This window comes from Thermofilum adornatum (genome assembly GCF_000446015.1).
GTDB lineage: Archaea > Thermoproteota > Thermoprotei > Thermofilales > Thermofilaceae > Thermofilum > Thermofilum adornatum.
Map to the genome: position 1 here is coordinate 1,139,248 of NC_022093.1, position 22,399 is coordinate 1,161,646.

The following is a 22,399-nucleotide window of genomic DNA, read 5'->3' on the forward strand; positions in this document are numbered from 1 at the left end:
TTTACACCACCACTACGTTATGGAAAGCATGGCTAGCCACCCTTTGAACCCCTCGTGTATATTCTGCAGGATAATAGAGAGAAAAGAACCGGCACACGTAATCGCTGAGACCCAAGAAACCATAGCCTTTCTTGACAAGTATCCAGTCAGCCTTGGACACACGCTCGTAGTTTCCAAGCACCACTACGAAAATATCTTTGATATTCCAGGGCCGCTCCTCTCTGAAATGATACTGTTAGCAAAGAGAATAGCAATAGCACAGCAGAAAGCCCTCGGGGCCACAGGGGTAAAAATCGTAATGAACAATGGAAAGACATCGGGACAAGAAATATTCCACGCACATATACATGTGATACCCTCTGGGACTCCTAGACAAAACCGAGCCGTTCTCGACGAAGAAACCGGCGGGAAAATTGCAGAGTTACTTAGGGAAGCCCTTAAAGAAATCAAGGATTAAAACGTCCTTAACTATGTCGCCAACCTTTTAATAATGCCCTGATAATGCCTTCAGTAGAGGCTAGAAGCTAGAGAGGTGTCTACTTGAAAGTCGCCATACTATACTCCGGAGGCAAAGATAGTACACTAGCACTGCACAAGGTATACAAATCACACGAGGTAGAATGCCTGTTGACCTTTCAGCCAGCATCCGAGGAAAGCATGCTATTCCATTATCCCAACGCGAGGCTCGTAGAACTACAGGCAAAGGCACTAGGACTACCTATAATTGTTCGAAGAACTGGCAACTCAGCAGAAGAAGGACTAATGGCACTAGAAGAAGCCTTAAAACAGGCGAAAAACGAGTACGGAATAGAGGGCCTCGTCACTGGGGCAATAAAGTCCAAGTACCAAGCCGACAGATTTAGCGAGGTCTGCAGGAAACTGGGCCTAGAAATATTTAGCCCTCTATGGATGAGAGACGAAATAGAGTTGCTTAGAGAAATCGTCGAAACAGGGATCACGGCAATAATTACACGTGTAGGCGCCTACCCACTTAAAATGGATCTGCTCGGCAAGCCGATAAACAAGGAAATCATCAGCTACTTTGAGTCTCTCAGGGAAATTTTGAACCCAAGCGGTGAAGGTGGAGAATACGAAACATTTGTCATTGATGCACCGCTCTTCAAAAAGAGAATAAAGATACTGAGGTCAAGGATTGTTGGAAAAGACTACGATGCCACCCTTCTAATTGAGGAGGCAGAGCTGGAAGACAAATAACATACTTGGTGATAGAATTCTGTTTTTCCACAGAGTATACAATTAAGTGTCAAGTTTGGCAACCTTTAAATACTTAGCAAGAATAAATATTTTTGACCATTATGCCGAAGAAAATTGTAAAAAGCACAGGAAAACTAGAGGAATTCGATAGAAACAAATTGATCAAATCCATCGTAGATGCTGGCGCACCTGAAGAAATAGCCATAGAAATTGCCAAAGAAGTAGAGTCAAAACTACAAGAAGGAATGACCACGAGCGAGATACGCAGATATGTCCTCGCGAGACTAAAAGAACTAGCCCCACAAGCCTACGAAGCATGGACCTTCTACGACAGGATAACTAAGGGCAGAATCACCTTCGAGGACGGAAAATATATTGTAGTCGAAAAAGGCCACCTCTACCTCGGAAGAGAAGTCAAAGACATAGGCCCCAAAGGGCTGTCCTCTTCAGAGGAAGTAGAAGGGATCCTCCACGAGTTAGAAGAAGACCTAAAATACGGCGTATCAAAGGCAACAATTAACGCGAGGCTCTATGCTTTGCTAATGGGAGTACTAAAGAGCAAGCACATGCCCAAAGAAGAAAAGGAAAAATCCGTCCAAATGATAAACGACTTCCGCCAGAAACTAGGATGGAAACCCTACGAGCTAAAGAAGCCAGTTGTCTAGGAATTTCTGGTTGCAAGCGAAGTGCCATCACAGGTAACTCCTTTATCATTTAGCTGGTATAGTCCTTCCCTGCATGTTGCAAATGTGACGCCTAAGCTGTGAGCTATGTCTCTTACCGTTGAGAGTGTCCTGTAGCGGTATTCTTTGTCTGCATATAGGTAGCCCTGTATCCTGTTTTTCCTGTCTCGATAAATGTGTTCGAACTTTGCCTCTAGGTCTGGGAATTCTGAAAGCATTCTGGCCAGGTTGTCGGGCTTGATTTTATATGTGGAGGACACGACGTGCCTAGCTCCAGCCGTTACTGCGGCCTCTAGCACGGCTGAGATAGATTCTTTTGAATCGTTTAAGCCCGGGATTATCGGGTCATATCTCAGGACGACTGGCACGCCGGCTTCTGTAAGCTTCTTTATCGCATAGATTCTCCTCGATGGGAAGGGTGCGCCCGGCTCTAGCCTTCTCGCCAGGGTCTCGTCGAGTGTTGTGATGGTTATTGATACGACGCTTCTCGCCTTGGAAAGTATGTCTATATCACGGGTTACTAGGTCAGATTTAGTGACTATCTCAATGACATAGTTGTCTGAAACTAGCTCAAGGAGGCGCCTAGTGTATTGGTACTTTGACTCCAGAGGCTGGTAGGGGTCGCTACTACTGCTTATGTTGATTATTGATCCCCTAGGTATCTTTGAAATATCTTTTCTGGCAGTCTCTAAAAAGTTGGCTTTGGGGCGAGGATTGAAAAAGTTCTTTATGTAGCTGGATGCATAGCAGTAGAGGCACCTGTGCTGGCAACCTGTGTAGGGGTTTACTGTATACTTGAAAGGACAGGTGCACAGGCTTTTTCCTCGCCATGGGTCAAAAGGTCGAATGTAGCTCATTGGGCCTCTCCGTCGATATTTACTCAGAGTTTTCTTGGAAACATAAATTTTTATGGTACAAAATGTGTTGAGGCATGATGGATGAAGAGGAAGTCCAGGAAAGGGCATCCCCCTTTGCTAGGCTCGAGTACGAAGAATGGAAGAGACACCAGACTCCACACCTAGAGGCAAAGGAGAAGACAAGCCAGTGGCTCTTCTTTATTGTGCTGGGCTCTCTCATGAGTTTACTAGCGATATATCTCTTGCTTTTCCTTTAAGGCATTTTTATTTAAACATTTCCAGATATGTTTTAATGCAGTTTTAAAAAGAATCTTTCCACGATAAAGAATGCCAAAGGTAAATGTGGCAGTAGCTGGTCTGGGACGAATTGGCAAGGTTCACGCAGAAATAACTTTTACTCGGCTAGAAAACGCCCGCCTAGTCGCAGTCATGGATGTAGTTTCCGAGTTGGCCAACTCTGTTGCAGAAAAATACAAAGTAAAGGCTTATACAGACTATGACGCGTTGCTCAAAGACCCAGAGGTAGATGCTGTCTTCATAACGACTCCTACTAATCTCCACAAGGAAATGATAGTTAAAGCCGCGGAAGCCGGCAAACACGTGTTTACCGAGAAGCCTATAACTGTCACATCCAGTGAGGCCATCGAGGCAATCAAGGCCGCTGAAAAGGCCGACGTCAAGCTAATGGTCGGCTACATGCGAAGATTCGACGATGCTTACGCTACAGCAAAGAAGAAAATTGTTGAAGGCTCAATCGGAAATCCCCTAGTCTTTATAAATATTGCTCGGGACCCAGGGGCGCCGCCCGGATGGGCACAGGATCCCAGACTAAGCGGCGGCATATTTCTGGACATGCTTTCCCACGACTTCGACATGGCCCGGTACCTAATGGGTAAAGAAGTTAAGGAGGTCTATGTCAAGGGCGACGCGCTCCTCTACAACGAAATTAAGCAGAAAGGCGACTTAGACGTGGTAACAATCAATTTCGAGTTCGAGGGAGGAGGATACGGTCTAATACACGGGAGCAGGAAAAGCGTCTTCGGCTATGACCTTCGTACAGAAATCATGGGAACAGACGGCACTATATATGTTGGGTCACAAACTGACCCCAATCTAGCCGTGGGATCCAAGGACGGGTTGATATACAGAGGGGTTCAATGGTTCTGGTCAAGGTTCTATGACGCATATGTCCTTGAGGACGCTGCCTTCATCAACTCGATACTGCGGGACGAGAAGCCACCGATAACGGGGGTAGACGGATTAAGGGTCGTCGAGATAGCTGAAGCATGCTGGAGGAGTGTCAAGGAACAAAGACCAATTTCCGTTAGAAGAACCCTTTAAAAGAAAGCTTTTTTCATTCTTCCCAGTATTTTCTTGTCCTCGTATAGTTTGCCTCTGCCTGGAGAACATTCCTCGCTAGAGCCTCCATGCTGACGCCTTTTGATAATATGTTTTTAGCAGTTGTGGGCCCAACACCGTGACCTGCGAGGACAAATACTGCTGGATATCCATACGACAAGACAAGAGAAGCGGATTGCCTAGCTTTCTCAACAAATTTTTTCTCGTCTGCTGACAGGTTTTCCTTTCTCCTCCATTTTTCGAGGATCTTTATCTTTTCTTCCTCGTATGGTCTTAGAACTGCGAGGGCTCTTGAGCCACAACGCGGACACTTGGAAAACAAATGGTAATCAGCAACCTTTATTGTCTGCCACCATTGTCCACAGTTTATACAGTAGAGTAGGACGTGCGAGTTCTCGATCCTCTTTATAATTGCCTGTATGATGCCAGAGGCGGGTATATCTGATGCAACTACACCCGCCTTCACGGTCGGCTTCTCAAATATTAACTGCGCTAGAGGTGTCAAGTCGTTTAGTTCTTTTATTATTATTGGTCTTTTGCCTCTTTCTATGTCTTGTAGGAATTCTTCTACTGAACGAAGGTCGAAGTGCTCAAATATAGTTGCCCTTATAGCTTCCGCATCGACAGGCGTCCCTACAAGTTTCCTCCTAATATTTGACAAGACTCCTGGCTCTGGTCTCGACTTCTTTATGTCTATTATGCCCATCTTTGAAGCAACGTGTGTGAACTCAATTAGATATGAATTGCTCTCCCGTATAACATCGCTGAGAAAACGAAGTTTCCATTTCAGCCCCTCCACCAATATTTCTCTAAGCTTTCCCGGCGGCACATAAGACTCGCTAACAAGCAGAACCCTGTAGGGGTCGGAGAAATATTTAGCAGAGGATCCAGTATATCCCCGATAAGCATCTGCTAGGAGAAAGGCAAGCAGGTTATTCCCCTTCGTACCGAGATAGGAGTGAACCAGAACGAGGGTCTTATCCCTGTTCCTCACGAGTTCTACAAGGGTATTTTTCTCGCTTGGAACAGTTCCCAACGCTTCAAGAGTCTTGCCTACAAGCTCCACAGTTTTCTTGAAGGCTTCTTCCGGTAAACCATACATTCTTCGAAGTTTTTCCAGCTCTCCACTTGATGACATGTTTTCAGCTATGCGTCTATAGAGGGAAGCGACCTCGCGTGCAACTTTTCTATCTACAGGTAGGGTCATCCCTGTCCATATGGGTGGTTCGCCGAATTCATGTATGTTTTCCGTGACGTATACCTTGTTTGCCTCTATGTCTACTTCTTCTACGTTCCACGCTTTTCCGCCTAGAATGATTATCTTGCCTTTGCCTATAAGTGAAGCGAAGGAGTAGTCTAGGGAACCAATTATTCTCCTTGACGCCATCTCAACAACGTCAAACGAGAAGGATTCAGGAATCATGGAAGCTGAAGAGTAGTAATATGAAATTGTTCTTCTTCCCATAGTGATATTTCCATTTGAAAATCTGATTATTCCTATGGAACGCATAAACTCCAGGAGATCTATTAGTTCTTTTAGAGATAAATTTTCAAAGGGAAGTGACCGAGTCACTACGTCGTAGAGTTTTTCAAGACTTATTTCACGATACTCGAGTACGAGCCCTGCTATTTGGTGTGCCAACACGTCTAGAGGTTTCTCGTGTGGTGCTTGCTCCTCTAGGTCCCCATTGACGCTCCTCCTAGCTAGGACGGCCGACTCCACCGCATCCTCGAGAAATAATGGTACAATGACACCTCTCGATTTTTCCAATAAACTGTGACCAGCTCTTCCAACTCTTTGTACAAGCTTTATTGCTTGCTTTGGGGACCCAAACTGAACTACAAGTCTTGCATAACCGATGTCCACACCTAGCTCGAGGCTGGACGTTGCAATAATGGCATCTATTCTTCCCTCCTTAAAGAGTCTCTCAGCCTCCTCCCTTTCGGCTCTTGAAAGGCTACCATGATGTACCCTAACATTTAGCCCATATTCATGAGTCAATATTCTTCCTATGAGCTCTGCAGTATCCCTAGTATTGGTAAAAACTATTACACCCCCGTCTCGGCAATACGAGGCAACTTTTTCAACTCTTTCTTCCAGATTTGCCTCGTTCCCAAGCTCCTCAATGCTTATTTCGTAAATTTTTCTTTCCTGCCATTCTATTACGGTTCCGCCTCTTCTACCAGAAAGAAGTCGAAGAGCAGTGTAGGGGTCTTTGAGCGTAGCCGACAGTCCTATTATTTTTAAGTTAGGCGCAATTAGTCTCAAGCGTTCCAAGGCGAGCGAGAGCTGTGCACCCCTCTTGTCGTCCAGCAACTCGTGAACCTCGTCCACTATGACCCATCTGATGTTACGCAATTTTTCCCGATACCTTTTATCAACCAACAGAAACTGAGCTGTCTCGGGAGTTGTAATCAGAAAGTGGGGTGGTTTCTCGGCTATCTTTTTACGTGTTTTTTGAGGCGTATCTCCATGTCGAATCTCTGCCTCGAATCCAAACATTTGGAAAAGCTCAATCATTCGGTCATAAATGTCCCTATTGAGAGCACGTAGCGGAGAAATATAAATTGCAAAGATAGGTTCGCCCCCCTCATTGATGAGGTCGCGGAGAACTGGTAGAATAGCCGCCTCTGTTTTTCCGGCTCCAGTAGGTGCAACAATAAGGATATTTTGGTAGTGTCTAGATGCCTCTAGAGACTTCACCTGTATATAATTAAGTGTCTTGTAGCCAAGCCTCTCCAGTCCCTTTATAAGCTCCTCTTGGAGTAAATTGCTGAGCCTACGCAGTTCAACGCCCTCCATATATATCCATGTTCAACGCATAAAGTAAGGCTCAAAATAAATTCTTTCCCAAAGACGATTCACACACGCTAATCTTAATAAAGCCACATGTCTAATTATTGAAGTAGGAAATGGAGGAGATAACAGAGCTGACCAGAGAGCTTTCAGAATATATAAAACAGAAAAAAAGGGTATCTGCAGAAGAGCTGGTAAGTTGGAGCAAGAACAAAGGTTTAAGCTCGGTTATCCTATACATTGTTGTACAAGAACTACTCAAGGATAGAAGCTTCCAAGCAACAACAGACAAGATAATCATTGACGAAATCTTCCACATAGAGGTTCCCACTAGCCTATACTACCTAGAAGCGACCGCAGAAAAAACCCCTATCCAACCCAAACAAATAGCTTTAAGAGAAGAGAAAAAGAAACAACGGAAAACTTCCGTTAAAAAGCCAGCTAAGGGGCCGTCCCTCCTAGCTTTTCTAGAACAACAAGAGGAACCCAAGGAATCTGAAAATGATCAAGATATGGAAAAGCCCGAAGAAGAACCTCTCCACGAGCCTGAACAACTAACAGAGCCCCCTCCCAGCCGGCAAAATGAACCCCAAATATTTACATTCGATAACCGGCGAGAGCCAGAGCCCCCGCAACAAACTAGAGCAGCAGAACCAGTAATGTTCCAAGATCTCGAGATAACATCAGACCTTGAAACCGCTATACGCTACCTCGGGAAATATTGGAGTGTTGGGAGACTACGCCTCATAGACGATTTAATGGGAATGGGAGTCAAAGACCCAATCAAAGTCATAAATGAGCTGGCCAGGAAGGGCCTCATAGAGATCACCGAGCTAGATGTCGTAAATGCAAAGAAGGAATTAATTGAAGTCGCGAAAAGCTATCTTAAAGAAAAGAACATTGCGGACATCTTCTCGACTTAAATTCCCTAGTAAAAAACTGCAAATTTGTTTCCAGCTACTTCTTCCTTGAGGCAGGAACATATATTGGGACTTTAGAGTTCCTGTCCACAGCAACAACTAGGCCTCTCTGCTCAAGCTCTTTCAGTGTCTTCTTTGCCCTGCTAAGTTTTATGGAAAATCTCGAAGCTAAAACGTAAGGCGTAATGTACCTTAAGCCCTTGAGTTCCTTTATTATTTGCTCGAGGGAAACCTCTGTCAAGTTCCCTGTTGAAGCTTCTAACTTCATCTGGGGTTTTTTGCTTTCTTCTTTCTTCTTTGTTGTTTCTTCTTTCGTGGCTCTCTTTTCTAGGGCCGAGACTGTGGGTCTCTTCTTACCTCCCATGATTCACACCTGGTTGATACTATGGGAGAGTTTGCCTAAAAAGTTTTCGCATCTAAACAGTTTTTAAATGTCGGTGACGCCGTCCTCTGTTATAGCGAAGGCGACCTCTTTCTCAGCATGCTTGGGGCTGTCTATGATTCTTGCTATACGTTTGCCCTCTTTTGCCTTCCTGAGCCAAATCCTGTATGTACATCCATGAGCCATTATGTTTCCGCCTGCTGGCTTCATGGGGTTTCCGAAGAAGATGTCCGGTGACGACATAACTTGGTTAGTAACAACAACGGCCAGGTTGTATAGGCTAGCAAGCCGGTGAAGCTGGCTAATATGCCTGTTGAGTTTTTGTTGTCTTGATGCCAGGTTTTCGCGGCCTGGATATTCAGCTCTGAAGTGATTAATGAGGCTGTCGACAATTATCAGTCTAATATTCTGACTTTCAATGTATTTCTTAGCCTCATCTACCAAGAGCATTTGGTGATCGCTATTGTATGCTCTTGCGTAGATTATGTTTTCTAGTGCCTTTTCTGGGTCTAGCTGTTTTGCCCTTGCTATCTGTATTATTCTCTCCGGCCTGAAGGTGCCCTCTGTGTCTATGTATAGTGCCCTAGCGTTGAGGCCTCCCTTCTCCTTCGGTAGCTGGACCATCACCGCTAGCTGGTGGCAAATCTGAGTCTTACCAGCACCAAACTCACCAATCAGCTCAGTAATACTACCAACCTCAACACCACCCTCCAACAAATCATCCAAACTACGAACACCAGTACTGATGTATTCAAGGTTCTTCCTCTTTTCAAAAAGCACCCTAGCAGTGATGAATTCCTCTCCTCTATTAACCAGTTTCTGTGCAGCCCGGATTATGGCTATGGCCCTCTCTTCAGAACCAAGGACAACAGCTAGCTCATGTGCAGAAGCAAACGCAAGGTCACGCACAGAGTAGAAACCAGCCGCCCTAAGCTTCTGAGCAGTGATTCTCCCCACGCCATCTAGGTCCTCTAGTCTTATTTCTCCCTCGGGAACTTCCTCTTCAGACGGTTCAAGTGGTTCTTCTTCCAAAATCTCCTCTGCTAGCTTATCTGCATCAATCTCTTCTTCAAATGTTTTTTCCTCTTCTTCAACCTTTACCTTTTCTTTCTTAGGCATTACTAGACACTCCGAGTAAAACTTACACCATAAATATAAAAACGTTGTCGTTGAAGTAGACCGAAAGTAAACACAGATAAGAAATAAAGCTTAATTAGATGGATATACCACAGTCATATCATGCGTCAAGAACAGGTATATGGCGAACTCCACGAAGCCCTAAAGACTATAGTGAGCTATCTTTCCGAAGAGTGGAACAAACGTAACAACAGGGCGACACCTAGCGGCGTTCTCTCTGGTATTGGGTTTGACCAGATAGATCCATACTTAATTACCTACGGCTTTATTGTCAGGGGTCTCATCGAGAGAAGGAATCGAAAAACCTATTTAACAAGGGTTGGCGAGGAAGCCCTTAATAGAATCATAGAGATAGCCGAGATTATCAGAGAAGACTCTTTGTTTCCAGACCTTGACAGAGGAAAAATCCTGGGGGCAACACTGTATGCTCTCTATGATTGGCAAAACAGCTATAGGACGGGGGAAGAATACTTGCAGTATCTAGAAAAGATCAAGGCTAAGATCTTGGAAATTAAAAAGACTTCAGAGGAAAAGTTTAAGCTTCTAGCAGTCCTCCTGCCTCGAATAAAGCTGGATGAAGGCTACACGCTCGAGAAACTCCTAGAAGGCGTCCTGCATTTGGAAACTTAGCAACTTTTGACAAGTAAAAATTAATTTTTTTCGCGCCTTCTAGTTTGTGGTGCGGCTTTGCAGAAACTAAGAGAACTTGAATACAACGCTTTAAAGTATGCAGTTGTAGCGAGGAAATACATCGACATTGCAAGAAGCCTAAAGACAACTCCGTCCTACGTGTCTAAACTTATCACGGGTCTTGAAAGGAAAGGAATAAAGATCTACGGCAAATTTGACTACGCCTCCATAGGTCTAATAGAATACCTCATGCTTTTACCCTTCTCCCAAGACATAATGGAAAAAAACATACCATACATAATACAGAAAACTACCCTAATAAAATCCAAGCAAAAAATACTCATGCTGAGAGCACTAATCCCAGATGGAGCACAAAAAGACTTTGCAGACATACTACAAGCAGACCCCAATCAAATGTGGAGGATAACAAGCTTCTCTTGGAACCCCTACTCTTCTCCGCTTACAGTCTACATGCACGGCAAAATAACATCCAATACTCTACAGCTTACAGAGCTCCTAGAAACCAGAAAATTGGTACATACGCCGCCACCGAAGCAACAACAGAAAATAGACAATCTAGACCTCGAGCTAGTAGCAGAGTTTACGAGGAACCCCTTCCTAAAGCTATCACAACTAGCCCAAAGAAAAAACATGAAAAACCAGACGCTAAACTATCACTATACCAGCCACGTTAAGCCCATAAGACTAGAAAACGAGGTAATAATTAACCCACCCCCCGGATATGCAACAAGGCTACTACAAATAAAGACAACGCGGGGACACGAAGAACACATAGCATGGGCACTCTCAAGCCTACACTACGTCCAAAACACTTACGCCCTGACCGGCACAGGAACAGTCTATACGTTTCTCTTCCCAGACCCCTACGAAGAAAAGCAACTAGCAGAAACCCTCTATACGTGTACAGCTATACTAGATTTTACGCTGTTTGGCTATGTCACAGCCAACAAACGCTACACAGTTCCCTTTGGAGACATTATTGCAAATGGTAGATACAACATAGGAATAGTATATGAAGCACTACATGTACACCGCAGAAAAGCGAACTACGACATATATGAGCTCTAGCGTAGCATTCCTACGTATTCTTTTCTCTACGAATAATCTTGGGAGCATAGAGCAATGCATCTAGAGCCTTCTCCTCCCAATCACTCACTAAGACAAGGCGATGTGGCGTCTCAACGTAGACGACGGGCTTTACTCCGAAGTTTAGGAAAACTAGGAGCCCATATACGCTGGCCTGTGTTGCCTCAGAGAGCTTTACCTCATCATAGCTTTTTACCTCTACAATCTTATAAGGCACCAAAGACCTGAAACATATAGTATCGGCCACACCATGAACCCAGCCAAACCTAAAAAGCCATGCCAGAGGAAAAGGAATACACACGTCTCTATACTCTAGTATCCAGTCGACATCGCCAAATATACTTGAATGTACCCTGAGACCTTCCTCATAGCCCTTGCCCTTGCCTCTAGCCAGCCTCAAAGAAATCTCTGTAACACTAATTTTTGGGTCTCTTGACACCTTGGCCTTCTCGAACCTATTAATAGCAGTCCTAAGTAACCTATATCCGTATACAAGAGCCTCTTCAGGCATCCCAGACTCCATCATCCTTGATGGTGAACTGTGCAGACGCACCTTTTGCCAACCTAGGCGAGTCAAGGACTTCCATAAGCCAGGAGTCGCCTGCTTTCTTCAAGAAAAACCTATGCGTAGAGGCGTGTGCTATAATGTTTCCACCTGCTGGCAACTTAACGGCCACGCCCCAGCTACTCGGCACAGAGACAACCTGGTTAGTTATAACTATCAACAAGTCGTAAAGCCTGCTAAGCCTCTTGAGCCAGTCCAAAACATAGTTTATCCTCTGCTGACGCATCGCAAGCCATTCTCGCCCCCTAAATTGTGCCCTATAAAGCGCTATAACAGAGTCTATAATGACTAGTTTTACGCCCTGTCTTAAATACGGCTTCAAGCCTCTTACAACAAGCTCTTCCAGCTCATCTACATTTATAGGTCTAGCCACGAATACATTCTCGAGCGGATCTTTAACGCCAAATCTTTCTGCAATCTTCGTTACCCTCTCGGGACTAAACGTCCCCTCAGTGTCAATGTAGATAGTTTTTCCTCCCAGCCCACCTTTCCCAGGCGGCAACTGTGCAGTTACGGAGAGCTGGTGACAGAGTTGTGTCTTTCCGGAACCATATTCACCCGCAAACTCGTAGATTTCCTGAACAACAAGACCACCCCCAAGCAACTCGTCGATACCACTTACACCAGTGGAGAGAGTGTCTCGCCCAGAAATCTGGGAAGCATATTCGTCTCCCTTCTGGACACTTACTTCCCACCGGGCAAGCCTTCTAGCAGTTCTAACTAGCCTAAGCGCTCTCTCGAATTCTATGCCAGCTATTTCTTCAAGCTCCTCAGGGTTGAAAAGCAACAGCTCCTCAACGGTATCTATCCCAGCATTCTTGAGCCTAGAAATTGTTACCTTGCCTATGCCCTCTTCTTTTCCTAGCTCTTCAATAGGAAGCGGCATCGCCCTCACCACACGGCTTCCCATCGACGAAACACTTACCCCTACCCTCTATCTTCTCACATGCAAATGTCTTTACGAAACTCCACATGTTTTCGGTCTCCCTGTCCCCATACACTATTATCGGGACCCTGTACACCTTTGCTATACGCGACAATATGTCATAGGAGTACATTAACCCCTCATGAACCCACCTAGTAAACCTTTTGTGGCTATCCTCGACAACGATGGGCACACGCTTCTTGTCAAGTTCACGGGGCAGGTCGAAAAGCAGGTACTCTAGGTACTCCTCGTCAAGAAAAGCTGGCAAGTATGCTCCACCAGCTATCTCCAACTGTGTCCCCCTAACATGCGTCAAGCCTGGAGACAAGACGTGTTTTTCCCCGCAAAAGGAAACCTCTAGCCGGATTGGAGAAAAAACAACCACAGTGTTCTCGGACAGAAATGTCAACTCCCCAGCAACGTCTCCCATAAACTTCTCAATTTCTTCTCTTCGAAAAACCTTGAGATGGCTAAGGGAAAAAACCTCTTTCCCAACAACAACCTGTCTACTCATCCAAACACCCTCCCACGGCTCCTACTAGCTAAAACCTCAAGCCACGGATTATCACGAAGATAACTTGGAAGCTCGCTACTTGTTTCAATGCCCATTTCGGGCCCGCTCGATCTCTCAGGTAGCCTGGAAGCAAGAGGCTCTCTTGGAGTAATCTCCTCTCCATAGATAACCCTCCTAGCGGCGAGAATGTGACGATATGCCTCTAAACCTTTATGGCTAAGAGAAACAAGTTGAAACCTCCCCTTCTTCTGGTAGTTTATCAAGCCATACTTTCCCAAGAGATCAACGACCTCTCTTGCCTTCCTATTGTTCCTAGAGATCTCGCTTAGCAGGACTTCTGATTCGCCAATCCTCGTAAGCCAGCCTACAATACGTGTAAACTCATCCACAATATAACTTTATTATCTTCAAATATAAATTTGTTATCATCCTGCATAACATAGTTATACAAGAAAACTATAAGATAGAAGTCGTCATAACGAGCTACATGAACCAGTCAGTAGGAGAAAAAATATTCTGCCCCCACTGCGGAGACTACATTACCCCAAAAATCGAAAGAACAGCCACACCAACAGGTGAATTAATAATAGAATACTATTGCCCCAGACATGGACTAATAAAAACTGAGAAAAAGAAAAACTACGGCGGAAACCCAGTCAAGATACCCGGAGGCCTCTACATAGCCCTCGAAGGAATAGATGGCTCTGGAAAAACAACACAAGCATCCCTGCTATACGAGTACCTCACAAACAAGGGCTACAGTGTGATTGTTGTAAGGGAACCATGGGTACAAGCAATAAAGGAAGTTCTTTACAAATATAACCTGGACGTCGAGGCAGAAGTCTACCTTTTTGCGGCAGACAGGATTATACTTCAACGAGAAATAGTCTTACCTGCGCTAAGCGAGGGAAAAATAGTTATCTCTGACAGAACCCTTTATGCTAGCCTCGCATACCAGTCATCCAGAGGGGCAGACCAAGACTTTATACGTAGAGTAAACAAATTCGTAAAGCCGCCCGACATAGTCTTCCTTTTAGACATACCAGTAGAGAAGGCCATGGAGAGACTCAGGAATAGGTCTTCCCTCACTCGCTTCGAGGACCCAACATACATGTACAGGGTAAGAGAAAAATACCTAAAACTGGCGGAGGAGGAAAAAGACAAGTTCATAGTTCTAGACGCGTCAGGCACAATAGAAGAAGTCTACACGCAACTCGTAGACAAAGTTGAAGAAATCCTACAAAATTTAAAAGCAAACAAAACATAGTATATCATATGAGACGTGGAAGCGCAACAAGCATAGTTCTCGTCATAGTCATCATTGCAAGCCTAGCATTCTACGCCGGGTTCCGCCTGGGCCAAACCCAGACCCAACAAATAACTGCGCAAGCTCCACAGCAACCTGTACCGCAAGGGGAATGCATAAAGCTTGAAATAATCAACGATGATGACTACTACCCCAAACTTTTAGACTTACTCTCCAAGGCTAACAAATCCATTTACATTTCAATGTTTGAATTCAAAAGCGACACAGACGAGGTGGCAAAAGTCCTCGAATTACTAATCTCTAAAGCAAAGAAAGGAGTAGACGTGAAAGTCGTCCTAGAAAACACGATAGACGAGAACGAGCTAACGTATAGACGTCTCCTAGACAACGGGGTTCCAGTAAGATACGATACAAGATCTAGGACTACACATACAAAACTCATCATAATAGACGGCTACATAGTTATCGTAGGTTCCCACAACTGGAGCTACTCGGCGTTCATGAGGAACCATGAGGCAAGCGTAGCAATATACGATGAAAACATAGCCAAACAAGAGACAAAGTACTTCATGCAGATATACAGCGGCAACTAAAAATAGTCAAAAACAACGAAAATAGACATCAGCCAAAACATGGAACACATTTAATTTTTCATTCTTTCATAAAAAGAACGCGAGCTAAGGATAAAGAACACAGTAGGCCGGAGTAAATGTTACAATAGATAACCAGCCCCATAAGTTACAATTTGAATAATTTTCTTTGTTTCCAGTAAGGTTTACGTCTTTGTCTTGTCAATAGGAAACGGGAGCTAGAAATTTATAGCCCCAAGACGCAGAGTCTCCTATGAAAAAATCCCTCGACAAGGACAGGCTTGCAGGTCTAATAATTCTCATATTCGCATTTACTCTAGGCTCCATCTATGCATACATTCTGCTCTTCGCAAGCGTTGAGACACAGCTACTAGTAATGAAAATTACTTCCCTCTTTGTTGTTGAAACATTCTTCCTTGTAGTAGCCTGGATAGGCATAACACTGCTCTTCTCTCCTCCAGAGGCAAAAATCAGAGAAATAGAGAAGCGTCTAGAAGAAGAATACAACAAGCTACGCGAGCAAGGATATCCCTTTCCTTGGTAAAAAATATTTTCATTGGGTCTAAACAGAAATTTATAGGGCCATCCTCTTTAGATACACATGGATAGTATTCTGGGGAAAGTTCCACTCGATAAAATATTAAAGACTATAGGCACGAAGAAGCTCGAGCTAGACTCCAACGAGATTTTCGGAGACTACTTGGCCACCGTTAATCCTGCGATAGGCGTGCCAGACGAGTTTCTAGGCTTCTTTGCCTACCACTACGCTGCCACAAACATAGCTGTCAGCTTCGCACGTCCAGACTACGCTTTGCTAGATCTAAACTTCCCAGAAGGCTACACAGACGACACTATTGAGAAAATAATGAAAGACTTCCTAAGAGAGTGCGAAAAATATGGAACAAGACTCATAGGTGGACACACAGCCAGATACCGTGGCATTGAGTGGCCCATAGCTTCGACAACAATAATCGGGAAAAGGGTCAGAGAAAGAGAGCGGCCTAGCCCAGGAGACACAGTTCTCCTGATTGGAGAAGTAGGCCTAGAGACGGCCTGGCTCATGGGAGAAAAAATCGACCCCAGGACGCTCACCCCGCTCCCAACAGCACTCCAGCTTGCCAGTGCCCCGGGCCTCAAGCTTCTGCACGACGTCTCCGAGGGAGGAGTCTACAGGGCTATAGAAGACATTGCACGGGCATACTCTGTGGCGATAGATATCAAGAGTAATGAGATACCATTATACCCAGGCTTCCCCTCAGGCCTCGATCCTCTAACTTCTCCAAGCTATGGAACACTAATCGCCATCGCAAATAGTCCACCTGGGCCCCTCTCCTACTGCAGCGAAAAAGGCATCAAATGCAAAGAGATCGGCAAGGTAGTTGCTAGAGATACCACACAGGTGCTAATAGACGGGAAGCCCCAGAAACCAAGACAAACGTTACCAGTTGAAACCCTGTACTCGCCAAGTCTACTCGAGAAAGACGAATCCATGCTAAAACTAGCCGCAGAGTCCCTAGCACGAATACTATACCAAAACAACCTGCTATCAGAGACGGGAACAAACATCGCCTACCTGCCCCGAGACACGGACAATCCCAGGGAAGTGCTAGCCCTCGACGGGAGAATAATCAAGACAAAAAGTGGTCCAAAGATATGCGGGAAGCCAGCGCCAGGCGGCTCAACATACCTGGCAAACCTACTCATAGAAGCTAAAAGATCAGGATTGCCCTATAGAGCGGCCATCAACCTGCGCTACAAAAAAGAACTCGTCGAGAAACTTGAACAAGCAGGAATACAAGTCTACGACGCATCGAGCCATGAGGAGCCTTGCCCAGTAATAGGAGCAATTAGAGCCGGCAACAGGGCACAGGCCTACTTCTACAAAGACAAGCCAAACCTAGAGCCGACACTGGTCATACTTGGGGAAGACCCCCTAAAGCTTGCAAATATGATTAGGCAACTCCTAGTAGAAAACCCCCTACAGCCCTAAAAATAAATACTCCCCTAAACCAAAATTGAAGCGATGATGACGCATTTGCCCCCCGGTGACCTGTGAGCCGGATTACCGCGTGCTGAATTTTTTCCCAACCCAACCAGCAAACATTAAAATATACCAAAGAATAGTACAAAGCCAATATGGCTAGACTCTTGTTCCAGGAAGACAGCTACCTAAAAGAGGCAGAAGCAGCCGTCACAAAAATCGATGGAAACAAGGTCTTCCTCGACTCAACAATTTTCCACCCGGGCCCCTCAGGCGGACTAGACACAGACAAGGGCTGGCTCGTCTTGCCCAACGGCGACAAAGTAGAAGTCGTCCAGGCAGTAGAAGAAGCCGGCGACGTTGCACACGTACTCTCGAGGACTGTAGAGCTGAAGCCAGGAGACAAAGTGAAATGCATCCTAGACTGGGAGAGAAGACACAAGATGATGAGGCTCCACACAGCCTCCCACGTCCTAGCATCAATACTATATAACAGATACGGCGCCCTAGTCACTGGCGGGCACATCCAGCCAGACGAAGCAAAGGACGACTTTGACCTCTCAAACGTCGAAGACTGGAAAACCGCGTTCCAGCAGGCAGTCGACGAAACAAACACCGTGCTGAAAAAATGCATAGAGGTAAAGGTATACTGGCTCAGCAGGGAAGAAGCACTAAAAATACCAGGCATAGTCAAGCTTGCAGGCCGTCTTCCACCCAGCGTAGAGAAACTCAGAATAGTAGAAATCCCAGGCATCGACATACAGGCAGACGGCGGACCCCACGTGAAAAACACGTGTGAAGTTGGAGAAATTGTACTAAAGAAACTTGAAAGCAAAGGAGCCAAACGCAAAAGAATCTACTATTCACTAAAAGAATAGAAAGCTACATACGCCCAAAAGCCAAGAAGTAACCTTCGCACAGAGGATCTCAGAATCGAAAAAGCGACCTACCTATGGGATTCATGGTCACGAAGGTGAAGTTAAGCCACGGGAAAGCACACTAGAAATAACTGCGTGTTGCCATTAGAGTGCAACTAAAATAAAACTAGGCGTAATATTTTTACTGACCTGGAAATGGACGCTACAAGAAACATAATTGGTCTATTTGATTCAAACGTCGAGAACTATGACTCGTGGTATGATGCCGAGTCGGGCAGGGCTGTCTTAGAGACAGAGGCAGAGATGCTTAGACGTGTATTGCCCAGGGGGCTCGGCGTCGAGATAGGTTCTGGGACCTGCAGGTTTTCTGGGCTTCTCCGAGAAGAGAGAGACATAGTGTGCCTTGATCCATCCCTTAGAATGCTTCGCCACGGCTATACACGGGGCAGATGCATTTTTGCAGTTGCAGGTGTAGCTGAGGACACGCCCTTAAGGAGTAGCTACTTCTCATTTGCATACATGGTAACCGTTATAGAGTTTCTCCATGATCCAGCCATGGCCCTAAAGGAAACATGGAGAATACTTAAGCCCGGAGGCGTCCTTGCCGTCCTCTTCATCGAGAGGGAAAGCTCTTGGGGAAAATTTTACATGGAGATAGCCCGGAAAGGCATCGACCCGATCCTTGCGAGGGCGAGACTCTACACAGCTAGGGAGGTAGACGAACTGCTAGCAACATCGGGCTTCAAGGTTCAGAAACATTTAATGTCCCTAGCTTATCCTCCACTAACTGTTCCCCCTGCTCCTCCAGAGATCTATGAGGAAGCTTGTAGCGACTGCGGCGTGACGCTTACAGTAGCCGCTAAGCCCAAAGAATTTATTTAGTACTTCTCAATATATGTTTACACATGGGAGAATACTCAAAGGCGATAGTTTCTACAACTACGCGTGACGGAAGACAAGTATACCTGTCTGGAGTAGCAAAGCCGCCCCAGCCAGGCCTAGACGAGGCCTTATCCAGTGTTCTAGCGTCGCTGTCCAATCATTCCTACAGCGAGCTAAACGGGGACAGGGTCGTCCTGGAAGCGAGAAAAATGCTCGAGTCACAGGGCTTCAAGGTCGAAAGCCTAGAAATATACGTTTCCCACCGTTGCCCAATGTGCGGGGCATCGATAAACATTACCCCCGAGACCGTCATCTATGTATGTCCCTACTGTGGCTGGACGGGCGACGTCTATGGGCACAGCCTAGCCTTTAAGGTCTGGCCTGCTCCACCAAGAGAAGCGGTAGAAGAAGCCGCAAGAAGGCTTGGAGGAGTACTAGACAATGCCACGTTGTACTATGTCCCTTTCTGGGTCTTCCGCGTAAATGTTACGGGAGAGTATACGGGGACAGCAGTCTACACGGTGCAACGCACTGAACGCGTGCCGGTAAGGAGGAACAGGGAGACAGAGTGGGTAACAGTTGTAAGGACAGAGACCAGGACAAAGAAGGTTGCCGGCAAAATACGTTTCGAAACACTCAAGGGCGCATTCGGCCGTCTCTACGCTGAAATCTTTGGGGCAGGAGAATTAAAGAGCTGGGTAGAGCATTCCTGGCAGACAAATCCACCAAAGGAAATGGATCCACCTGAGCTGAAAAAATATGCCGAGAACTTTCTCTCTGCCGAGGTAAGTGATGAAGAGGCCCTTGGCCTTCTCAGAAAAGAGATAGACACAGAGATCTACCGCGAGATAGAAACGTCTGCCGCTAGGCAGGTAGAGGGGGCACTTACAGAGGTTCAAATCGAGTACCTATCTACCCAGGTAAACACGCCGGAAAAACACCTAGTATATGTGCCTTATTGGTTCTTCACATATAAAGTTAAGGGAAACCTGTATGCAGGGTCCCTTGTTGGCCCAACAGCCACAATTATCAGGGCTGAGAGGTACATCTCCAACGCGGAGCGAGTAGCAAAGATGATGAGTGCATGGGTAGCTGTCCTGGTTACTGGCGCATTTACAGAATTCGCCCTCCGATATGATGTCGGCTGGGGTTTTCTCGTAATTCCACTGGGCCTCCTAGGAGCCTATAAACTGGCGTCTTCAGCTTTTGAAGCGGCAGAGGTGGTTTAATGCCTATTTGTCCATACTGTGGGGCAACTGTGGAGAGGCAGGCCGGGGAAGTAGTGCTTACGTGTCCCTTCTGTGGCACGGCGTTCACGCTTCAGGGAGTCGAGGTCGGAGAACACCTTATGGGCAGGGTCAATTACGATATACAGCACCTCTTTCAGACCTTCAAGGCTTGGGCTCTGAGGATGCCTGAGACCCCCAACGATTTCACAGAAAAAGCCACCTTTAACGACTATAACCTAATATTTTATCCCTTCTGGATCTACGTTGTAAGGGTGAAAGTTTCTTATCCAGGCGGCTCAGAAGAAATCACACATAACGTTGCCCTGCCAGCATCCACGTCAATAACTAATTCGCCCATCGAGAAGGCGAGACTTTCACTGGCGGGCAAAGTATACTACAGCCACAAATATGTACTAAGCAACAATGGTAAAATCCTAAACCCAGACATCGACCCGTCCACGGCAGACCAAAAAGCTCTGACGCTGGCAGTCTCCCTTGCACAGCAGTCCCTAGCATACCGCTTCGGGGGCAGGGCCCGACTAAAGATAGACGGAACAGAAATAGTCGAAAGAAAACTCGTGCACCAGCCAATATTCCATGTAAATTATACCTACAACGGTAAAAATTACAAGTTCATAGCTGACGCCTCCGACTCGAGGATTCTCTACGCCGAGGTACCCGTCGAACTAAGATTCCGCGTGGCGGCGATGCTTGGAGGAATCACATCCCTAATACTTGGATTAGCAATGCTTCTCTTCTCCAATAATCACCCTGTATTTGCACTGACATCCCTGCTTGGCTTCCTAGTCGTGGGCGGCGTGTCCTTCAGCAAAGCTCTAACCTCCACCGTGGTTACTAGAAAATTCTTCGCCGAGTAATCCTAGAGCATATCCTCCTTGGTTTACAAAGATTTTTAAGAATGAAAGACAACAAACTATTATGGCTGAAATATATAAAAAGGCTACAAGTAACTTACGTCTTCTCGAAAAACTCGAACTTATACTTCCAGGGTACCGGGGCTACAAGGAGAAGGAACTCAGGCGGGAAACTGACCGCCTCATACGGGACTACCTCATATCTAAGATACAGCCAGCTTACAGGGACTTCAAAAACGCTATGAAGGCTATTGCCCTCTCAGGCGATCAGACACTCGCAACAGAATACAATGAGGTCCAGGCAATTTTTGACCGTGTCATCTCTAAGCTCAAAACAATGAGCTATGGCTATACAGGGTTCTTCGACCTAGTTAAAGTGGAGGAGCAACAGCTCGACAAGATGATCGAGTTTGACTGGAACCTAGTTTCAACGGCCGAGAGGATCCAAGAAAAAGCCCGCAACGTGGCTAAGTCTGATCCAGGCAAGCTAAGGGAAGCCCTAGACGACTTGAAAAACGAGCTACTTTCCCTCGAAGACACGTTAATTAACAGAGAAAACATTATAAAAGGTGTGGGTGAGAAGTAATGCCCCAAGTAATCGAATGGGTAAACCCAGGGCCAGAGGACATCGTCTGGCGGTATCCAGATGAAAACATTACATGGGGTGCACAGCTGATTGTCCACGAGTACGAGGTCGCGGTCTTCTTCAGGGACGGAAAAGCATACGACGTCCTCGGCCCGGGGAGACACACACTCACCACCCAAAATCTTCCTCTCATTACAAAGGTTTTAACAACACTCGCCGGCTACCCAACAACGCCGTTCAAGGCTACAGTCATATTCGTATCTACAAAGACATTCAAGGGGCTCTTCGGAGGAAGAACCCAGACCACAGAGCTCGCACCATTAATGTTTAGGGGAGGCTACTGGTTCAAGGTCGGCGACCCAAGAATATTTGTAACAGAGGTCGTTGGCGGACAAGGAAAATACACCTCCAGCGAGGTCAACGAGTTCATTAGGGGCTTTATAAACGAGAAAATAATCAAGCACCTTTCAACATACACACTGGCAGACGCATTCGCAAACATCGAACAAGTATCCTTCAAGACAAAGGCTTTCCTACTCGAAGAACTAAGACGCATAGGGCTAGAACTCATAGACCTCAAATTCGAGGCAATAGACACCACACCAGAATACCGTGACAGGCTCTTCTGGATAAAACAAACAGGAGCCGCAGGCTACGTCCTCCAAATGGACACAACAAAACAAGTAGCCCGCGAACTAGGAAAATCGCCCGGCGCAGCCGTAGGCGCAGGAGTAGCAATAATACCCCCACTAATGCAGCCCCCACCCGTACAGCCGCCGCCAGCTCCGCAGCCACAACAGCAGCCGCAACCAGTACAGCCCCAAACAAAAACATGTCCAAACTGCGGCCGCCAGGTACCCATCGATGCCATGTTCTGCCCCTACTGTGGCTACCGTTTCCCGCCCCCAACAAAGAAGTGTCCAAACTGCGGCAGGGACGTGCCGGGAGACGCCCTCTTCTGCCCCTACTGCGGAACAAAACTAGCATAAATAAGGGGCAAAGCTCAACACTATGCTTTTC

General features: G+C 46.0%; 26 protein-coding genes. 18 read left to right on the forward strand and 8 right to left on the reverse strand.

Annotation, left to right across the window (positions count from 1 at the left end):
• Positions 1-28: 28 nt before the first annotated feature.
• The 3 genes from N186_RS06190 (at position 29) to N186_RS06200 (ending at position 1,880) form a co-directional block, all read left to right on the forward strand.
• The gene (locus tag N186_RS06190) at positions 29-457 is read left to right on the forward strand and encodes an HIT family protein (protein ID WP_052885677.1); all 429 of its coding nucleotides are present in this window, start codon (positions 29-31) and stop codon (positions 455-457) included.
• 83 nt (positions 458-540) lie between these two features.
• Positions 541-1,215: a diphthine--ammonia ligase gene (locus N186_RS06195; protein ID WP_020962924.1), complete on the forward strand. Its 675-nt coding sequence runs from the start codon at positions 541-543 to the stop codon at positions 1,213-1,215.
• A 101-nt stretch (positions 1,216-1,316) separates the two neighbouring features.
• Positions 1,317-1,880, forward strand: a complete 564-nt coding sequence (locus N186_RS06200; RefSeq protein WP_020962925.1) for an ATP cone domain-containing protein — start codon at positions 1,317-1,319, stop codon at positions 1,878-1,880.
• Here N186_RS06200 and N186_RS06205 read toward each other — a convergent pair.
• A complete protein-coding gene (locus N186_RS06205; RefSeq protein WP_020962926.1) occupies positions 1,877-2,755 on the reverse strand; it encodes an SPL family radical SAM protein in 879 nt (292 codons plus the stop codon). The genes N186_RS06200 and N186_RS06205 overlap by 4 nt on opposite strands.
• Positions 2,756-2,829: 74 nt before the next feature.
• Here N186_RS06205 and N186_RS06210 point away from each other — a divergent pair, with 74 nt between their 5' ends.
• Together N186_RS06210 and N186_RS06215 are read left to right on the forward strand one after the other, a co-directional pair.
• Positions 2,830-3,012, forward strand: coding sequence for a hypothetical protein (locus N186_RS06210; protein WP_148682114.1), 183 nt, complete (start codon positions 2,830-2,832; stop codon positions 3,010-3,012).
• Between the two features lie 70 nt (positions 3,013-3,082).
• A complete protein-coding gene (locus tag N186_RS06215; RefSeq protein WP_020962928.1) occupies positions 3,083-4,096 on the forward strand; it encodes a Gfo/Idh/MocA family oxidoreductase in 1,014 nt (337 codons plus the stop codon).
• A gap of 13 nt (positions 4,097-4,109) precedes the next feature.
• Here the strand turns inward: N186_RS06215 and N186_RS06220 are convergent, their stop codons facing one another.
• Entirely contained in the window at positions 4,110-6,917 is a 2,808-nt protein-coding gene (locus N186_RS06220; RefSeq protein WP_020962929.1) for a DEAD/DEAH box helicase, read from the reverse strand.
• A 110-nt stretch (positions 6,918-7,027) separates the two neighbouring features.
• Between N186_RS06220 and N186_RS06225 the strand changes: the two genes are divergently transcribed.
• Complete coding sequence (locus N186_RS06225; RefSeq protein WP_020962930.1) at positions 7,028-7,834, forward strand: PolB1-binding protein PBP2 family protein; 807 nt, start codon at positions 7,028-7,030, stop codon at positions 7,832-7,834.
• A gap of 34 nt (positions 7,835-7,868) precedes the next feature.
• On the opposite strand, the gene N186_RS06230 is transcribed toward N186_RS06225, so the two are convergent.
• Entirely contained in the window at positions 7,869-8,195 is a 327-nt protein-coding gene (locus N186_RS06230) for a 30S ribosomal protein S25e (RefSeq protein WP_020962931.1), read from the reverse strand.
• 63 nt (positions 8,196-8,258) lie between these two features.
• Positions 8,259-9,332 (reverse strand): DNA repair and recombination protein RadA, encoded by a 1,074-nt coding sequence (gene radA / locus N186_RS06235; protein ID WP_020962932.1) that lies wholly within the window; start codon positions 9,330-9,332, stop codon positions 8,259-8,261.
• 120 nt (positions 9,333-9,452) lie between these two features.
• Between radA (N186_RS06235) and N186_RS06240 the strand changes: the two genes are divergently transcribed.
• Complete coding sequence (locus tag N186_RS06240) at positions 9,453-9,980, forward strand: hypothetical protein (protein WP_020962933.1); 528 nt, start codon at positions 9,453-9,455, stop codon at positions 9,978-9,980.
• A gap of 57 nt (positions 9,981-10,037) precedes the next feature.
• Complete coding sequence (locus N186_RS06245) at positions 10,038-11,069, forward strand: hypothetical protein (protein WP_020962934.1); 1,032 nt, start codon at positions 10,038-10,040, stop codon at positions 11,067-11,069.
• Positions 11,070-11,079: 10 nt separating this feature from the next.
• Here the strand turns inward: N186_RS06245 and N186_RS06250 are convergent, their stop codons facing one another.
• From N186_RS06250 to N186_RS06265, 4 genes are read right to left on the reverse strand one after another with little or no spacing between them, the layout of a single operon-like run.
• Complete coding sequence (locus N186_RS06250) at positions 11,080-11,598, reverse strand: hypothetical protein (protein WP_020962935.1); 519 nt, start codon at positions 11,596-11,598, stop codon at positions 11,080-11,082.
• The gene (gene radA, locus N186_RS06255) at positions 11,591-12,538 is read right to left on the reverse strand and encodes a DNA repair and recombination protein RadA (RefSeq protein ID WP_020962936.1); all 948 of its coding nucleotides are present in this window, start codon (positions 12,536-12,538) and stop codon (positions 11,591-11,593) included. Before radA (N186_RS06255) ends, N186_RS06250 begins: the two co-directional genes overlap by 8 nt.
• Complete coding sequence (locus N186_RS06260; RefSeq protein ID WP_020962937.1) at positions 12,522-13,091, reverse strand: hypothetical protein; 570 nt, start codon at positions 13,089-13,091, stop codon at positions 12,522-12,524. Before N186_RS06260 ends, radA (N186_RS06255) begins: the two co-directional genes overlap by 17 nt.
• The gene (locus N186_RS06265; protein ID WP_020962938.1) at positions 13,088-13,480 is read right to left on the reverse strand and encodes a hypothetical protein; all 393 of its coding nucleotides are present in this window, start codon (positions 13,478-13,480) and stop codon (positions 13,088-13,090) included. Before N186_RS06265 ends, N186_RS06260 begins: the two co-directional genes overlap by 4 nt.
• Positions 13,481-13,578: 98 nt before the next feature.
• Between N186_RS06265 and tmk the strand changes: the two genes are divergently transcribed.
• From tmk to N186_RS06315, 10 genes are all read left to right on the forward strand, one after another.
• Entirely contained in the window at positions 13,579-14,358 is a 780-nt protein-coding gene (tmk, locus tag N186_RS06270) for a dTMP kinase (protein ID WP_020962939.1), read from the forward strand.
• 8 nt (positions 14,359-14,366) lie between these two features.
• Positions 14,367-14,951, forward strand: a complete 585-nt coding sequence (locus N186_RS06275; RefSeq protein ID WP_020962940.1) for a phospholipase D-like domain-containing protein — start codon at positions 14,367-14,369, stop codon at positions 14,949-14,951.
• A gap of 250 nt (positions 14,952-15,201) precedes the next feature.
• Entirely contained in the window at positions 15,202-15,492 is a 291-nt protein-coding gene (locus N186_RS06280; RefSeq protein WP_020962941.1) for a hypothetical protein, read from the forward strand.
• Positions 15,493-15,549: 57 nt separating this feature from the next.
• Positions 15,550-16,938 carry a thiamine-phosphate synthase family protein gene (locus N186_RS06285; RefSeq protein WP_020962942.1) on the forward strand — a complete coding sequence of 463 codons (1,389 nt, stop codon included), beginning with the start codon at positions 15,550-15,552 and terminating at the stop codon, positions 16,936-16,938.
• Between the two features lie 146 nt (positions 16,939-17,084).
• Positions 17,085-17,807, forward strand: a complete 723-nt coding sequence (gene alaXM / locus N186_RS06290) for an alanyl-tRNA editing protein AlaXM (protein WP_020962943.1) — start codon at positions 17,085-17,087, stop codon at positions 17,805-17,807.
• Positions 17,808-18,002: 195 nt separating this feature from the next.
• Positions 18,003-18,689, forward strand: coding sequence for a class I SAM-dependent methyltransferase (locus N186_RS06295; RefSeq protein WP_020962944.1), 687 nt, complete (start codon positions 18,003-18,005; stop codon positions 18,687-18,689).
• Positions 18,690-18,712: 23 nt separating this feature from the next.
• The gene (locus tag N186_RS06300; protein WP_020962945.1) at positions 18,713-19,918 is read left to right on the forward strand and encodes a TFIIB-type zinc ribbon-containing protein; all 1,206 of its coding nucleotides are present in this window, start codon (positions 18,713-18,715) and stop codon (positions 19,916-19,918) included.
• Positions 19,918-20,796, forward strand: coding sequence for a hypothetical protein (locus tag N186_RS06305; RefSeq protein ID WP_148682115.1), 879 nt, complete (start codon positions 19,918-19,920; stop codon positions 20,794-20,796). Before N186_RS06300 ends, N186_RS06305 begins: the two co-directional genes overlap by 1 nt.
• Positions 20,797-20,857: 61 nt before the next feature.
• Positions 20,858-21,379 (forward strand): hypothetical protein, encoded by a 522-nt coding sequence (locus N186_RS06310; RefSeq protein ID WP_020962947.1) that lies wholly within the window; start codon positions 20,858-20,860, stop codon positions 21,377-21,379.
• On the forward strand, positions 21,379-22,368 hold the full coding sequence (locus N186_RS06315) for an SPFH domain-containing protein (RefSeq protein WP_020962948.1): 990 nt from the start codon (positions 21,379-21,381) through the stop codon (positions 22,366-22,368). The genes N186_RS06310 and N186_RS06315 overlap by 1 nt, the downstream gene beginning before the upstream one ends.
• The last annotated feature ends 31 nt before the right edge of the window (positions 22,369-22,399 follow it).

Coding starts and splice junctions, on each gene's coding strand:
- N186_RS06250 (WP_020962935.1), bottom strand. CDS start 11,598: ATGCCTGAAGAGGCTCTTGTATACGGATATAGGTTACTTAGGACTGCT.
- N186_RS06305 (WP_148682115.1), top strand. CDS start 19,918: ATGCCTATTTGTCCATACTGTGGGGCAACTGTGGAGAGGCAGGCCGGG.
- N186_RS06230 (WP_020962931.1), bottom strand. CDS start 8,195: ATGGGAGGTAAGAAGAGACCCACAGTCTCGGCCCTAGAAAAGAGAGCC.
- N186_RS06190 (WP_052885677.1), top strand. CDS start 29: ATGGCTAGCCACCCTTTGAACCCCTCGTGTATATTCTGCAGGATAATA.
- N186_RS06275 (WP_020962940.1), top strand. CDS start 14,367: ATGAGACGTGGAAGCGCAACAAGCATAGTTCTCGTCATAGTCATCATT.
- radA (WP_020962936.1), bottom strand. CDS start 12,538: ATGCCGCTTCCTATTGAAGAGCTAGGAAAAGAAGAGGGCATAGGCAAG.
- N186_RS06310 (WP_020962947.1), top strand. CDS start 20,858: ATGGCTGAAATATATAAAAAGGCTACAAGTAACTTACGTCTTCTCGAA.
- N186_RS06215 (WP_020962928.1), top strand. CDS start 3,083: ATGCCAAAGGTAAATGTGGCAGTAGCTGGTCTGGGACGAATTGGCAAG.
- N186_RS06315 (WP_020962948.1), top strand. CDS start 21,379: ATGCCCCAAGTAATCGAATGGGTAAACCCAGGGCCAGAGGACATCGTC.
- N186_RS06205 (WP_020962926.1), bottom strand. CDS start 2,755: ATGAGCTACATTCGACCTTTTGACCCATGGCGAGGAAAAAGCCTGTGC.
- N186_RS06280 (WP_020962941.1), top strand. CDS start 15,202: ATGAAAAAATCCCTCGACAAGGACAGGCTTGCAGGTCTAATAATTCTC.
- tmk (WP_020962939.1), top strand. CDS start 13,579: ATGAACCAGTCAGTAGGAGAAAAAATATTCTGCCCCCACTGCGGAGAC.
- N186_RS06220 (WP_020962929.1), bottom strand. CDS start 6,917: ATGGAGGGCGTTGAACTGCGTAGGCTCAGCAATTTACTCCAAGAGGAG.
- N186_RS06200 (WP_020962925.1), top strand. CDS start 1,317: ATGCCGAAGAAAATTGTAAAAAGCACAGGAAAACTAGAGGAATTCGAT.
- N186_RS06295 (WP_020962944.1), top strand. CDS start 18,003: ATGGACGCTACAAGAAACATAATTGGTCTATTTGATTCAAACGTCGAG.
- N186_RS06240 (WP_020962933.1), top strand. CDS start 9,453: ATGCGTCAAGAACAGGTATATGGCGAACTCCACGAAGCCCTAAAGACT.
- N186_RS06300 (WP_020962945.1), top strand. CDS start 18,713: ATGGGAGAATACTCAAAGGCGATAGTTTCTACAACTACGCGTGACGGA.
- N186_RS06225 (WP_020962930.1), top strand. CDS start 7,028: ATGGAGGAGATAACAGAGCTGACCAGAGAGCTTTCAGAATATATAAAA.
- N186_RS06210 (WP_148682114.1), top strand. CDS start 2,830: ATGATGGATGAAGAGGAAGTCCAGGAAAGGGCATCCCCCTTTGCTAGG.
- N186_RS06285 (WP_020962942.1), top strand. CDS start 15,550: ATGGATAGTATTCTGGGGAAAGTTCCACTCGATAAAATATTAAAGACT.
- N186_RS06260 (WP_020962937.1), bottom strand. CDS start 13,091: ATGAGTAGACAGGTTGTTGTTGGGAAAGAGGTTTTTTCCCTTAGCCAT.
- alaXM (WP_020962943.1), top strand. CDS start 17,085: ATGGCTAGACTCTTGTTCCAGGAAGACAGCTACCTAAAAGAGGCAGAA.
- radA (WP_020962932.1), bottom strand. CDS start 9,332: ATGCCTAAGAAAGAAAAGGTAAAGGTTGAAGAAGAGGAAAAAACATTT.